Origin of the sequence: Dyadobacter chenwenxiniae (genome assembly GCF_022869785.1) — a bacterium.
GTDB lineage: Bacteria > Bacteroidota > Bacteroidia > Cytophagales > Spirosomataceae > Dyadobacter > Dyadobacter chenwenxiniae.
This window is the reverse complement of the sequence record NZ_CP094997.1, coordinates 508,582-523,287: the sequence shown is the minus strand read 5'-3', so window position 1 is coordinate 523,287 and position 14,706 is coordinate 508,582. Positions and strand designations below refer to the sequence as shown.

Genomic DNA, 14,706 nt, shown 5'->3' with positions numbered 1-14,706 from the left:
TTCAAACTTTCAGCCTGCCTGTCTCTTACTTCATTTTGAGCATTGGTTTCAGGTGCTTGTCCAAAAACTCAGGATAAAATTGGAACATGTAAACAAAAGTATTCAGAATATTAACGCCAATCGTTCTTCTGAGGATAACCTGCGCAACTATAAAGCCTGCTATACTCGAAATCAGTGTGGCATAAGCAGCACCCATCACGCCAATGGACCTGATCAGAAAATAGTTGAGAACAAGATTCAATGTTGCCGATCCGATCACTACTAAAAACGTCACCTTAGTTTTCCCGATAGAGTCGAGAATGTTGCCAAAAAGCCTTCCAAATGGCCCCAACAGGCAATACAAGAGGGTGATCTGCAATAACGGAATGGAGTCGTTGTACTTTTCTCCGGCAATCAGATGAATTACAGTTCCGGAGAAAATATAAAGAAAAAGCACCACAGGAACTACCAGCGCCAATGTGGTCCCCACCGATTTCTCATACAAGTATTTGATCGCACCCGGCCCTTCCGATTCCATGCGCTTGGCACTTTGCGGAAAAACAATGGTTGCAACCGCATTGCCGGGAATGTCGATCAGATTGGTTACCCTTACCGCAATGTTGAACGCTCCGGAAGCAGCGGGAGATAGCAATGCGCCTAGCATCATCTGATCAATTGTGCCTGAAAGCAACGAACTGATCAATGTACCAAACGCATATTTGCCGTAACTGAAAAGCTTATTGACCCACATTTTGCTCACATTCCGCGACAGAACCAGATTGTCTTTCGCAAAATTATAGGCAATCAGCATGCCCAGGAGAGCGCTCAGAATCTGCACCCAAACGAGGTAAATCAGCTCTACATGTATTGAAAATACAAAACACGCAAGTACATAAGCGAAGAAAGTGCCCTGGCGAATGATGGTGGTAATAAAAATACCGTTGAAGCGGAGATTGGCCTGCTCTACACCATTGAACTGCGCCTGCATTCCCGAAAAAAGATAGATCGCAATGTAAAAATACAGCAACGAAACCAGCTGTGGCGAGTCCCAGATACGGCTCAGATAAGGAGCGATCAGGATAATTGTCGTAATGCAAAAAACGGATACAATGCCGCTGATAGCAAATGACGCCGTGATAATTTCCGGGTGTTCTTTCCGATCCGTTGAAGAAATATATTTGACCAAAGCATTCTGCAAAAGGCCGCTTCTGATGGCTTCCAGGATGGTGGTTGTACTGATAAATAACGTCCAAACACCGAAATCGTGCTTCGTTAGCAACCTGACCAGCACGTAAAATCCAGCAAATCCAAAAAAAACGCCGGAGAAGTTCTGGAGTATATTGATAAACCCCGACTTAATCCAATACTGATCCTTGGGCTTATTCTCCATTATGGTTTCTTAGTAAGCGTATCTCCATAAAAGTATCCTACTTCCCGGGGCAATTTTCCGTAGCGGATCAGCACAACCAGACCCAATAATTTATTCAACATGCTGTATACTTAATCAGACTGCGATAATAGAACTAATTTTACTATTTTTTTGCGCAAACCGGGATTAAAGTTTTAACTTTCATCCGAAAGCTCACGCATCGTGTCAGCACAGCATTTATCAGAAGCATATCGACTCCATTTTACTACCCGGACATGAGTTTATTTGGCTTGCCGCAATGGATTTTACCACATCTTTTCACGAATAAGCGGTTTCAGGATCTTACAGGTGACGAAATTGATCGTCTTAAAGCCAGTTTAAGCCGTTTCAAGGAGGAGAGCCCGGATGTTTCCGTAGTAATTCCCGCCTGGAACGAAGAAAACAACATTTATCGCACGCTTTCCTCATTATCAGCCAGTAAGAGCAAATACAAAGTCGAAATAGTTGTCATTAATAATAATTCGACAGACGGCACGCAGCATGTGCTGGAAACGCTCGGGGTAAGGACTTATCTGCAAACCATTCAGGGGACACCATTTGCGCGGCAGATGGGGCTGAAACTCGCTCGCGGGAAATACCATCTCTGCGCCGATTCGGACACATTTTACCCGCCCGACTGGATCGATCTGATGGTGGCGCCGATGGTCAAAGATTCAGGAATCACTGGCGTTTATGGCAACTATGCATTCATCCCGCCTGAAAATCAGGGACGATTCGGTTTGTGGGTTTATGAAAAATTCGCAGGCGTTATGATCCGTATCAGAAAGAAAAACCGCGAATATCTGAATGTCTACGGCTTTAATATGGGCTTTGTAACGGAGATAGGCCGCTCCACGGGAGGGTTCAGGGTAAGCGGCTCACGTGTGTATGCCAACATTGTCGGAAGCGATTTCCAAAACGAGGCGGAGGACGGCCGTATGGCGCTGAACCTGAAAAAAGCCGGAAAACTAAAAATGGTGGCCGATTCCCGCGCAAAAGTTTTCACATCTCCGCGCCGGTTACTGGATGACGGAAGCATTACCAACGCCTTCCTTAATCGCGCCAAAAGACAGATGAAAGGAATGCGTGACTATCTCTCGATGTTTTAAGAACTTATGCACTTTTTCCCGGATACGACCTTATTAATTACGCATTACAACAGAAGCGAGTCCCTGGAACGCCTTCTTACCAGTTTTGAAGATCTCAACTGCCGCTTTGGCGACATTGTTGTGTCCGACGACGGCAGTAAACCTGAACATCTCGAAAAGATCGCGGGTTTGAAAAACCGTTTCAACTTTAACCTCATTACTACGCCCACAAACAGGGGACTGGGCAATAACATTAACAAAGGGCAAGACGCTGTGAAGACAGCGTACACTTTATATGTGCAGGAGGATTTTCAGCCTTCCGACATATTTCCTGCCCATTTCGAGGACGCCATTACATTCATGCGCCAAGATTCAAAATGGGACATTGTCCGGTTTTACGCCTACTTTGCCTACCCTACTTTAAAGCCGTTTCAAAAAGGATTTTCAGAAATGGTTTACAGATTTTGGGATATGAACCACCTCAAATTCTATTATTACAGCGATCACCCCCATTTGAGACGCAGCAATTTTTTGGAAAAGTTCGGGCGATATCCCGAAGGCATCAAAGGCGATCTGACAGAGTATAAAATGGCAGTCAGTTTTTTGCAGAAGAAAGGGAAGGGCTTGTTTTTCAATGAATTTACAAAATTATTTTACCAAAAAAATTCCTCTGATGAACCCAGCACGATGGTCCGGGCGGATTGGAAACTGAGCGAAAATCCGCTGGTTAAGCTTGCACGCAGCGGCTATCTGCGTTACCGGTGGTTGAAGAATACGCTCGACCTGGTGTTCATGAAATAACCTGACCGGAACTGCTTAATGTTATGGAAAAAGAGTATTTTTTTGAAGGTGTGACCCTGCTGATTACACATTATAACAGGAGCCAGTCGCTGGAACAGCTCCTGAAATCGTTCGCCGGGCTTCATTGCAAATTTGAGGACATTGTCGTTTCCGATGATGGCAGCAAGCAAGAACACGTTGATTATCTGCATGGACTACAAAAGCGGTTTAGTTTCCGACTCATTACTACGCCCAAAAACAGAGGACTCGGCAACAACATCAACAAGGGCCAGGACGCGGTGCAGACTCCTTTAACATTATATGTGCAAGAGGACTTCAAGCCCGCCCCGATCTTCCCTGAGAAGTTTGAGCATGCATTGCAGATCATGCATCACAGGCAGGAAGTTGATATGGTCCGGTTTTATGCCTATTTTGAATACCCTTACCTGACCCATGGCGATCACGGGTTTTACGATATGGCTTTCAAAGTATGGAAACCTGGTTACAGGAAGTTTTATATGTACAGCGACCACCCGCACTTACGTCGTACCAGCTTTTTTCAAAAGTTCGGGAGATACATCGAAGGCCAAAAGGGTGATTTTACAGAATACAGCATGATGATGTCATTCCTGAAAAAGAAAGGAAAGGCCGTTTTTTACAAAGATTTCAATGGTTTGTTTGCGCAAAAAAACTCCGAAGTGGAGCCCAGCACTATGAAGCGTGAAAACTGGCGGCAGAGCGAGAACTTTGTACTGGCAAACATCAGGCACCTTTACAGACATTTGAAATTTAATTTTGATTATCTGAGGTGACAAGCTCCATTTTCGAAGCATCAATACAAAAATGACCATATACCGCGCGCCAATTTATTCAAGTGTATGCCGACCAGTTTGACAAAAGCTACTTTTAGATGGTATTATGCTTGCATATACCTTGGCCTTGCATTGATTTTTGGCTCCCATTATTTTACCTACAAAAATGTCCGGGACCTATCCCTCAACAACGAACGCCTCAACAGGACGATAGGTATTTTGAATCAAACAGCCAATTTCGGGCTTGTTACCAAGGATTTCCAGTCTAATATGCGCGGCTACCTGATCACGCAGGACAACAACCTGCTGGCAGATAATTACAATAAAAAGACAGAGCTGGTCGGCATCACAGACACGCTCTACAATCTGGTCAAAAATGATCCGGCACAGACGGTCAGAGTGCGGCAACTGCTTTCCATTTCCAGTAACATTGTAGCATATTCACAGGAAATTGTGTCCATTTGCAGGACAATCAGCCGGGACAGTGCTTTCCAAAAAATCAGGGAAGGCGAAGGCATAAGGCTTAATAAGTCGCTGACAAACAAAATTAATGAGATAGAATATCACGAAAACCATAACCTCAATACGCGTCGCATGCTCGTAGCGCGTACACAGGAAAATTCGGTGCGATTTATCATGGTTACGGCTATTGTGGGTCTATTTCTGACCGTCGTTTCTATCATTTTCATGAATCTGGATAAGCGGAGACAAGTCCTTTTGCAAAACGAAATAAATGAAAAAGAGCGGCTGGTAAGTCAATATCTGGAAGCGATCCCGGATGGTGTGATGGTCATCAATAAGCAAAGTGAAATTGTGTTTTTGAACCAATCCGGACGGGAAATTCTTGGACTCAAACCCAGCAAACTTATCACACTGAGTGATGAGCTTAGCCAGATCACATTACTGGATCCCACCCGTTTTCACGAACGCTTCACACCGGAAACATTGCCCGTGGCCCGGGGCTTGAAAGGAGAAAAGCTGGCGGGTAACAAAATTGATTTAATTAAAAATGACAAAATATATCACCTGGAAACCAACGTGCAGCCCGTGATCGGGATCGAGGGTGAGGTTACCAGCGCAATTACTGTTTTTCGGGACATTACCGAAAGGGCCAATTATGAGGCCACGCTCGAAAAGGCGAGGGCGCTGGCCGAAAAATCGGTGCGAGTGAAAGATATTTTCTTATCCAATGTGAGTCACGAAATACGCACGCCGCTCAATGCGATCATTGGCTTTACAAATCTGCTGGTCGGAGAAGTAAAGGAGCCAAAGAGCATGGAATATGTAGAGTATATCCAGTATGCCGGGCGAAACTTGCTGGAACTCATCAACGATATTCTGGATTTCTCCAAAATTGAAGCAGGTCAGGTGCATTTGGAAAAAACTACAATTTCACTGAAAGAAGTGGTCGAGTCCGTATCGGTTATTGCCAAACAAAAAGCAGTCGAAAAAGGCATTTCTTACCAATACAGACTGGCCGATGACTTGCCTGCTTTTGTGGAGGCGGATAAGCTGAGATTAACCCAGATTTTGCTTAATGTATGCGGCAATGCTCTGAAATTCACAGAAAAAGGAGGTGTTACATTGAGCGTTGAGCCCGTCAGGAGATCTGTCAATGGCGTGCAAACTATCCGCATGACCGTAACCGACACCGGCATAGGAATTGCGAAAGACAAGCTGAGTGATGTTTTCAACCGCTTTGTGCAAGCCACAGAAAGCACAACGCGGGTTTTTGGCGGAACCGGGCTTGGCCTTAGCATTGTAAAATCACTCGTTGGGCTTTTCGAAGGAACGGTAAAGCTGGAAAGTGAGCTCGGAAAAGGGACGACTTTTATAATGGACTTCCCATTTCAGGTGATGCAAGCGCCCGCAGAACCGGCTGAGGAAATAGTCATTGATCCACGGGAATCTATTTCGTTACTTAAAGTGTTGGCTGCCGAGGACAATACACTAAATCAGAAATTACTACGTGCTATATTTGAAAGATTAAAAATTCCATTGAGCATTGTCAACAATGGTCAGGAAGCATTGGACAAGCTGCGCGAGGAAGAATTCGACATTGTTTTAATGGATATCCAAATGCCTGTCATGGACGGGTACACGGCCATTAAAGAGATCCGTAAGTCCATCTCAAAAACGATCCCGATCATTACAATGACGGCACACGCCATGGTCGGCGAAAAGGAAGAATGCCTTAGCATTGGTGCTAACAGCTACATTTCGAAGCCTTTTAAGGAAAGCGAATTAATATATACAATTGCATATCTGGGAAATAAAGGCCACTTAGAAACGCCTTCTCCCGCTCCACAAATCAAAGAAATAATTCCTCAACAACAGGGCACCATGGCGGACAGCATACTTAATCTTGAATATCTGGCAGAAATAACAGGCGGCGATAACGAGCTTCGCGCCGAGCTGATCCAGATGTTTGAAAATGACAGCAAGACACAATTAGATACGATTGAAGAGTCCTCGCGAGCAGGTGATCTTGAAAGACTGCGTCAGTCTATTCATAAATTCCGCTCATCCCTTTTCTCCGTGGGAATGCTCTCGACGGCCAATCAGTATAAAGAGCTCGAAGCCATTCTCAAACAAGGGAGCTGGAACAATGATCTTGCCCAAAAGCTTGTGTTACTAAAAGCTGAATCCGAGTTAGGATTGGTTCAGTTAAAATTGCTGTAACGATAATCTTTCTTACCGGAACCTGACGCGCCGATCGCCTTGTAAATTTCCCCGACACTATTCTCCCATGTGTGGGAGCTCGCAAATGTTCTGCGCGCCGCAATCCTGGCCTCTGAATTTTCCGAAAGTGCCTGCTCGATAAGCTTAATGTAGTCGTCTTTGGACTTTCCAAGGTAGACATGCTCCGAAAAAACACTCATCGCGTCGGTGCTGGTTGCCACCGTTGGCTTTCCGACAGCCAGATATTCGTCTATTTTTCGCGGGTAATTTCCAATGGTAACCTCGTTCAGTAATTGCGGATTGAGGCAAACGTCAAAAGCGTTGATATAGGCAGGTAAATCGCTGATATCCCGCGAACCCGTGAATAGCACGTTAGGCAATTCATGTAATTTGCTGGCCAGGAATTCATTATCCTCGGGTCCTACCAGCACAATATTCCACGTGGGCCGTTGCTCGGCAATGTACCGGAGCAGGTCCATATCCAGGCGGATGCTTTGCAATGCACCCACATAACCAATGCGCGGGCTGGATAAATGGCTCAGATCGGCCGGTTTGGGTGCATTGCCACCTGCCAGAAAAATGTCCAGGTCGCAGCCTTGACCCACATAATATGAATTTGGATTGAATTTTCGGCAATAATCGGCCAGATAAGTCGAGTTGGCTACGCAGAGATCACTTTTGGCAATCAGCTGCGGTTCGAGCAAGTCGCCATGCTTTTTCCAGTAGTCAACGGCCCGCATATAATCCCGCGAGTAATAAATCGACAATTTGGGTTCGAGCATATCTTTCAGATAGAAGCTCCGGAACATATCATTGTCGTTAAAATGAATGATATCCTTAAAGCCCAGCTTGTCGATTTCTTTTTGGATACAATCTGCAAAAATCCGGTTGTTCCTTCGATTGAAGAAAGTAAAAATTTTATCCGAAGAAATCCAGTTTATTGATTCTATGAGCTTATCCGGATAGAGCACCCATAAGTTTTCCTGCACTTTTTCCAGTCCATCCCGCTTATTCTTAATTACTTCCCGGCGTTTCAGGACCTTTGGATCTTTGCTGTTTTTAAACAAACTGGCACGGTCGAGAGGGGAATTCACATACAAGACACGGTGGTGCTTGCTAAATTCAAGCGCAATGTTTTTGCAATTACTTCCTATCTCTACGTCCCAAGCCTGTTGTCCGGTAATGACGATATCCATAATAACCTACGTGTAGCTAAAAATCTTCTTGTCTATCTGGTCCAGTATTTCAGGATGAGAAGTCATATCGAATTTTCGGGCAAAAAGTGCCCCTGAGTTCAACAGATCCTGCTCATCCATTGCTGTAAATATTTCCGGGCTTGCCTTGCCGTCTTGCCAGCGGATGTACCGGAGGTTGTTGTTCACCATTGTATCCCTAAGGCGCGAATTATAGAGTATGGTCTGAAAAATGATCTCATCCGGCGCCCAAGTATGTTTAAAAAAATGCGTAACCTCAGGATGCGCCTTTAAATACGTTAAAAGGTACTTCGCTGCATCCAGAGTAATGCTCATCCACTGGGACCGTCCCACAGCCACCAGATTGTCGGGCATCTTTCTGGCGGGTAACAGCTTGTTCATCCATCTTTGCACGAAATACTTCCCTGAAAAATGGTAATCGGTCAGGTGATATTCGCTTAGGCGCGGAATTGCCTCTTTCCATTCGTGGGAAACAGACAAAAATTCCATGAAATTTTTTCCGTTTTGGTCTCGAAAAAAATTGTGGATCTCATCTGCTCTTTTCAAGGGATAGTCGGAGCCGCTCAGCAAGTTGATGTATCCGATATTCAACTCAGAAGAAACGATCGCTTCCAGCCCATTGATGGTAGCCTGAACAATGCTGTATGCACCCCAGCCTACTTTCTCCCGCTTATTTACATAGAACACATTTTCTTTTGGCAAAATGGCTTCAAACTCCGGAAGAACGGCTTTTTTGTCAATGTGCAGAAAAAAATACGCGTCGGGATGAGCTAATGTTCTAACCAACCTGGCTAGTTGTGCAGGTTGTCCATGAGCCAATATCAGGTGAGCGATTTTCAATGTAACTGTTTATACGAATATGGGGTAATTTAATCTTTTTGTACAAATAATTCTATCTACGTCCGGCGCATCCCATCGTTTTTATTTTAATTAAAATGGTCATGGACAGCGCTGCGGTTTCACGCCTTGCAGGCATTCCAGAAAGCCTGTCGAAACAGCTACTGTGCTTCCGGAACAACTTCCTGCCTGACTTTTCGAATCTGCTGTTTTTCATCAATGATTTTGGTGACGTTAATGAGCGCAACAACGAGATAGAAATAGATATTTGAGGGAAACTGAACCAGTGCTTCCTGCGGATAATTACCAATGTTATAGGCAAAAACAATGAGCAGCATGGCCATACAATACGTTTTCAGCTCTGGATCGCGGATGGAGAAATAGTTATTAATGCCCTCTCTTAAAATAAAGAACATCAACACACAAAATATAGCAAGACCAATCCAGCCCAGCTCCACGGCTATTCGCACGTAACCACTGTCCGGTGGGAAATTGGCCAGATAAGACTGTGGTGCAAAGCGCTGTCCCCAGGCGCCCGTCGCCCCCAGGCCGCCCCCCATCGGATGGGACAAAATGTAAGGCTGAATCCGTTTCTGGTTGTTCTTCCTGGCTTGAAAGGAAATGTCTTCGTTAGGTTTGAATGCAGTTTGAAAGCGGACAATGTTGGAGTTTGAGGTAGGCACCAAAATTAGAAATACTATCCCCACGCCTGCAATGGCAGTTCCAATGAGCACCTGTCTGTTGAATTTCAAAATTACAAACAACACCATGGCAGCCGGCAGCAACACATACGCGCCCCTTGTTCCTGAGAAAAGCATCGCGGTAAACATCATCACTGTAAGCCCCGCGAGCACAACTTTTTTCCATCTCTCCTTCACATACGATAGCAGCGCAATACACAAAATACTGCTAACCACCATATTATACGAAAAGGCCACAGGGTCTGAAAAAATCGAAAACTTCCGCCAGTGCCCGGAAATGAAAAGCAGCTCCTTGATGTTAGGGTCCGAATATAGCCAGGCTTCCTCGGCAGCCGAAAAGCCGATAAATTCCTGCTTGAATGCGTACAACGCAGCAAATGTTGCCAGACCGATCCACATCTTCAAAATAAACCGGACCTGCTCCACCGTCCGGATCTGATACATAAAAACGAAATACGTAAGCATTACAATTGCCACCGCCCTGATCGTGTAAACCCAGGCCAGGCGCGATTCAGCAACCGGATTCGCCACCTGTGTAATGTTATAAACGATCCAGATCAGGATCATCGTCCCGATCTGCCCCCTGAACATGGTCCAGTCTGGGTTACGTTTCTGGCGAATAAAAAAGCCTAAAATGAGTAGTCCCTGAATTCCGTCCATGACCGTTCCCAGCGGGAAATCTATGCCCAGCCTGCCTACAAAAAAGAGCAGATAGGCGAGCATCAGTAAAACGGTAATCCCGAACTGCGGAAAAACAACAATGGAATAAATAAATGGCGGCCCAATCATTAACACAATGATCAAAGCGCCGGCGATGATGCCGTGATACGCTATTAAAGCACCCAACCCCGCTGAAAGCAAAAGAAGGATGAGCAGTCCGGTGGTATTGCTGAGCTTATCTATCAAAAACAGCTTGTGAAGCTTGCCTTTAAATGTTCGCTCAGCCGCATTGCTGTTGGAAATAAAAAGTTGTAAATCCTTCTCCATTAAAAGAACAAGATTTTAAAGAAAAAAATGAATGCGCTGACCAAAGCCAGCAGCAAAGCAACCTGCCTCGTCTTTTTTTGCAGCGGCGTCAGATGGTCGAACGTCTCTTTCTTTCTCTTTTCTGTCTTAACCGGGTAAATTTTCATATCGCAGGGCTATATCTGTTTTTCGTCCGTCTGGCCGCTGCGTGTGGCCACAGAAATCTGATTGGCCTTTCTGGCGTTAAGTAAGGCGATAAGCTGAAAAGAAATGAACTTCGGAATGTTTACCAGCGATTGGTAGATCCGGGAATCGGTATGCGAGCGTTTTAAGGAAATATAAAAACCCATAACGAAAACACACAAACCAACAAACCACATGAGGGCCACGGGAATCGAAATGAACAGGTTAATGAGCAAGAAAAATACCGACAGGATCAAAAATATAAACAGCGGCGGTCTGAGCAGCACTAGTCCGAACAAGGTTTGATTCCGGTTCAGGCTGGTTAATCCGCTGAAAAATATCTTAAATCCAAGTGCAAAATATTTAAACCATGTGTTGATCCAGCGTGCCCGTTGCTTCACAAGCTGATCGCTTCCTGTGGTTTTCTCATCATAAACGATGGCCTTTTCGGCGAATGCAATGCGATACTTTCTGCTGACAATGCCTTCCTGCAACACCTTATCAAAACCCGCACCGGTAACATCCAGGTGCCCCAGACATTCCTTGTAAAGCGCGGTCGTGAATGCCATTCCCGAGCCCGCAAGTGTTGCCGAAGATCCTGCGCCGAAAAGCACTTTACCATCGTAAAAGTGATAATAAATGTCTCTTGCAGCGTCCAGGCAAGCATAGGTGCTATCCAGATTTTTCGCTTCCCTCACGCCCTGCACCGCCTGAAATCCCGCTTTGAAATAAACATTGAGCTCATTGAGATATTGGGGGTCGGTCAGGTTATCGCTATCGATAATGGTCAGGTGCGAATGGGGCCGGATAAAATGGCGGATTGCATAAAAATGGGAACGGGTGTTACTGCCCAGCGTTTGCTCGGGTCTTAGCAATGAAACCCTTTCTGATGGGAAATGCAGTCCGGTAATGTCACATTTATCGGCCACTACATAAATATGATAGCGTTGGTAATCCAGTTCCAGCAGCGAGCTTACCACCGTGGGAAGCTGCTGCGTGTATTCGTAAGCCGTGACAATAATGCCGTAATCCGGTTCTTCCGGAACCAGGGCACCGGCCGTCGCCAGCTTGTCCTTACTGCGAATGCTGTAAATCAGGAGCAGCACCACCGGAAAGACCAGGTTATACCAGATCAGGAACTGAGTAAGTAGCCAAACCGCTTCCACTATTTTCATACTTCCACAGGTTTTCCAATTTTACCGGCTTGCTCGGGAATGTCCTCGGTGTTGGTCAGCACCCAGCCTGAGAACTTGGCGTCCAAATTATTGAGATATTGGATTTTAGACTGATCTTCATCTGAAATAGATCTTCCAGCGGCAAAAACAGCGACTACGCGGTCTGAAAATGTGATCCATTCCTTGGCCTTGTTCATTGCCGTGAGCGAGTCTGTTTCCACCAAAATAATGTCGAATTGCGTTTTAAGCACTTGCAGGCGATCGCCTACAGCCTTTTCGTCGGCCAGTTCGAGCAGGGAAATGTCGCCCCCTTTATTGCCCAGAATACGGATTTGCCCCGCACTGGCTTCGATCACCGTATTGCTCTTTACGAAGCTTTCGATCTGGCTCGAATCCGGGTTCAGCTTGGAAATGTCCGGCTGTCCAAAGTTTCCGTCAATAATGAGCACCGACTTATTTATTTTAGAAAAAGCCCAGGCGAGCGCAACAACAAATGAGGTTTTCCCCACGCCCTGTGACAGGCTTGTGACTGCAATGATTTTAGGATCATCTATTTCATTATCAAGCTCATAGCGAATGGATCGAACCAGATTTTTATACAGTCTGATCGACCTGTCGTCCGAAGCATTCATCCCCGAAAGGCTCACGTTTGAGCCTTTGTCCAATGCATTGAGATAACCCAATACAGGCCTTTCGGTTGCATTGGCCAGTTGTAACGGATACCGGATGGACTTATCAATATAATACAAAATGAAGAACACGAACACGCAGAATGTCAGGCTGATCACGCCGGAAAGCACCACCAGCACCATTTTTTTGGATGCCTGCACTTCACCCGGCATCGCTCTTTCGATCAGACGCAGGTAAACCGGAAAGCTGAATTCAAGGCTCGCCTCATTATAGCGCTGCAATGCCTCAATGTATTCTTTACTGGCAATGTCAATTGATGTTTCATATTCCTGGATGGTCGCTTCATTTGGCACCAGTCCGTCAAATTTCCTGTTCAACCGGTTGAGCTCACCCTGAATTGAGGCAACGCTGCTTTTGGCCAGTTCCAGCGAAATTTCCATTTGCAATTTCTGCGTGACCAGATCCTGTTTTAGCGCCATCGGGTTGTAGGCATACTTGTCCGTCGCCTCGTCGATTTCTTCTGTCAGCTGGTTTCTCAGGGAATCGATGCTGAATTTCAGACGCTGATCAAAATTGCTGACCACATATCGCTCATTCAATGCGCGCAGATTACTTTTCGAGGCAATGATTTTTTGATTGATCCCGGTCAGTGCGCTTTCAAAATATTTCCGCTCGGTGGGATCAAACTTTTTATCAATGTTGTTGATTGCCGCTGCCAACGCCACAATGTCCTTCTGTGCAACTTCTCTTCGTGTCTCATAATCAGCCATTTGGCCATAAATGCTCTTCGCTTGCTCATTCAGGTTCAAAACCCGGTTCTGAATTTTGAAATTCCTGAGCGTGTTCATGCGGCTGTTGAGCGCGCTGAGTTTTTGCAGCATGAAACGTTGCAGAAAATCAATGGTCTTTTTATTGTTTCCAACCACGCGCGTCGAGTTATCTGAGATGAACTCTTCGCTCAGCGTATTGATCACATAGGCGGCGAGTTCGGGGTTCTCCGCTTCGAATTCGATATCAATATAATCGCCTACGCCTGTGCGGTAAATGATCAGCTTTTCACGCAGTGCATTGGCGCCATAACCCATATCCACAATAATGTTGTTCAGCTCGTTTTCATAGGGTTTGGACAGGAACAGCTCCTCGCGATTCTTGTATTTCTGAGTGATCAGGGCAATCGCCTTACTTTTATCGGCTTTGCTCATGCTTTCCAGTTCCTTCACGGGCTCGCGCCAGGTCGAGTCTTTCAAGCCTTTGAGATGGTTCAGGAGAAGTCGGTAGGACACTTGATCAATCGTCCTTTTCAAACGCATGACCTGAATCAGGCTCTCAAACTTGCGTGCGATCTGCTGGTCCTGCTCGTCCTTTGCTTTGGTAACAACCTGGTCTGTCTTGTCCACAAGGCCGGTTGCAATGCGTGCGTGTGATTCAAATGTGTCAGGCAGGCGCCGTACAAGGAAATAGCAAAGGATAACGGTGATCAGCGGAACCAGGATCAATGTGACCTTATTTCGCTGCAGTAGTCTCAGGAATTGTACAAACTCGCTCATTTTACATCTTCTAATTTTTGTCCCAATAACTCTTCCAGACTGCTTTTCGCTATCAAAATATCACTTTCGGCATTCAGCAAGTTCTGGTAATGGTCTGTTTGCATAACCAGTATCTGGTTATATTTTTCCAGTGACTCCTGCCCCATTTCAAAGCGCTTCTTTACATTGGCAACCATACTTTCCACATCCAGCGCCGCATTGGAGCGCACCTTATAAACCGCGCGCTTCTGGATCAATGTGAAATACCGTTTTTTTACTTCCGCGACCATATTCAGGTCAAATGATTCCTTGTCATGCTGCATCACCGAAAGTTCCACTTTGGCCTGCTTAATGAGGCTGGGCTTTTGCAAAATAGCGCCAATATTGACGAAGAAGCCCAGCTGGTAACCACTCAGCAGCGTTGGCGAAATCGTGGCGGTGTTATTGTTTGGGCTATACAGGTAAGAGAAATTGAAAATGTCAAAGTACGAGAGCTTTGCCTTCTTGATCGCGTATTCGGCAATCGTTACCCGGTCGTCGTACATTTTTATTTTCGGGTAATTAGCTCTGGTAACCGCAATTAGTTTTTCGAGATAAGCGTAGTCTACATCTTTGCTCAAAGACTCCTGGGCGTGTGTTGTGAGGGTAATCAAAAACAAGGGAATTAAAAACACTGCGTATCTCATCGGCATTATTTTTTAAAAAACAGTTTATTTAAAATGCGT

Annotated in this window: 12 protein-coding genes; 4 read left to right on the top strand and 8 right to left on the bottom strand. The window is 45.4% G+C overall.

Translation table 11 applies throughout. The features are described from left to right. Window positions 1-25 precede the first annotated feature (25 nt). On the bottom strand, window positions 26-1,369 hold the full coding sequence (locus MUK70_RS02100; RefSeq protein ID WP_234655582.1) for a flippase: 1,344 nt from the start codon (window positions 1,367-1,369) through the stop codon (window positions 26-28). Between the two features lie 254 nt (window positions 1,370-1,623). Between MUK70_RS02100 and MUK70_RS02095 the strand changes: the two genes are divergently transcribed. The 4 genes from MUK70_RS02095 to MUK70_RS02080 all read left to right on the top strand — a co-directional run bounded on the left by MUK70_RS02095 (window position 1,624) and on the right by MUK70_RS02080 (window position 6,749). Further along, window positions 1,624-2,496 carry a glycosyltransferase family 2 protein gene (locus tag MUK70_RS02095; RefSeq protein WP_234655583.1) on the top strand — a complete coding sequence of 291 codons (873 nt, stop codon included), beginning with the start codon at window positions 1,624-1,626 and terminating at the stop codon, window positions 2,494-2,496. 6 nt (window positions 2,497-2,502) lie between these two features. Continuing rightward, window positions 2,503-3,276 (top strand): glycosyltransferase family 2 protein, encoded by a 774-nt coding sequence (locus MUK70_RS02090; RefSeq protein WP_234655584.1) that lies wholly within the window; start codon window positions 2,503-2,505, stop codon window positions 3,274-3,276. Between the two features lie 23 nt (window positions 3,277-3,299). Further along, on the top strand, window positions 3,300-4,067 hold the full coding sequence (locus MUK70_RS02085; RefSeq protein ID WP_234655585.1) for a glycosyltransferase: 768 nt from the start codon (window positions 3,300-3,302) through the stop codon (window positions 4,065-4,067). Window positions 4,068-4,286: 219 nt separating this feature from the next. Further along, entirely contained in the window at window positions 4,287-6,749 is a 2,463-nt protein-coding gene (locus tag MUK70_RS02080) for a response regulator (protein ID WP_234655586.1), read from the top strand. Here MUK70_RS02080 and MUK70_RS02075 read toward each other — a convergent pair. The 7 genes from MUK70_RS02075 to MUK70_RS02045 all read right to left on the bottom strand — a co-directional run bounded on the left by MUK70_RS02075 (window position 6,731) and on the right by MUK70_RS02045 (window position 14,667). After that, window positions 6,731-7,945 (bottom strand): glycosyltransferase, encoded by a 1,215-nt coding sequence (locus MUK70_RS02075; RefSeq protein ID WP_234655587.1) that lies wholly within the window; start codon window positions 7,943-7,945, stop codon window positions 6,731-6,733. The two genes, MUK70_RS02080 and MUK70_RS02075, sit on opposite strands and share 19 nt — an antisense overlap. 6 nt (window positions 7,946-7,951) lie before the next feature. After that, window positions 7,952-8,803 carry a beta-1,6-N-acetylglucosaminyltransferase gene (locus tag MUK70_RS02070; protein WP_234655588.1) on the bottom strand — a complete coding sequence of 284 codons (852 nt, stop codon included), beginning with the start codon at window positions 8,801-8,803 and terminating at the stop codon, window positions 7,952-7,954. A gap of 158 nt (window positions 8,804-8,961) precedes the next feature. Continuing rightward, window positions 8,962-10,488, bottom strand: coding sequence for an O-antigen ligase family protein (locus MUK70_RS02065; protein WP_234602072.1), 1,527 nt, complete (start codon window positions 10,486-10,488; stop codon window positions 8,962-8,964). Next, window positions 10,488-10,634, bottom strand: a complete 147-nt coding sequence (locus MUK70_RS02060) for a hypothetical protein (RefSeq protein ID WP_234602068.1) — start codon at window positions 10,632-10,634, stop codon at window positions 10,488-10,490. Before MUK70_RS02060 ends, MUK70_RS02065 begins: the two co-directional genes overlap by 1 nt. Window positions 10,635-10,643: 9 nt before the next feature. Then, window positions 10,644-11,825 (bottom strand): glycosyltransferase, encoded by a 1,182-nt coding sequence (locus MUK70_RS02055; RefSeq protein ID WP_234655589.1) that lies wholly within the window; start codon window positions 11,823-11,825, stop codon window positions 10,644-10,646. Continuing rightward, window positions 11,822-14,002: an exopolysaccharide transport family protein gene (locus MUK70_RS02050; RefSeq protein WP_234655590.1), complete on the bottom strand. Its 2,181-nt coding sequence runs from the start codon at window positions 14,000-14,002 to the stop codon at window positions 11,822-11,824. Before MUK70_RS02050 ends, MUK70_RS02055 begins: the two co-directional genes overlap by 4 nt. Continuing rightward, the gene (locus tag MUK70_RS02045; protein WP_234602064.1) at window positions 13,999-14,667 is read right to left on the bottom strand and encodes a TolC family protein; all 669 of its coding nucleotides are present in this window, start codon (window positions 14,665-14,667) and stop codon (window positions 13,999-14,001) included. The genes MUK70_RS02050 and MUK70_RS02045 overlap by 4 nt, the downstream gene beginning before the upstream one ends. Window positions 14,668-14,706: the final 39 nt, after the last annotated feature.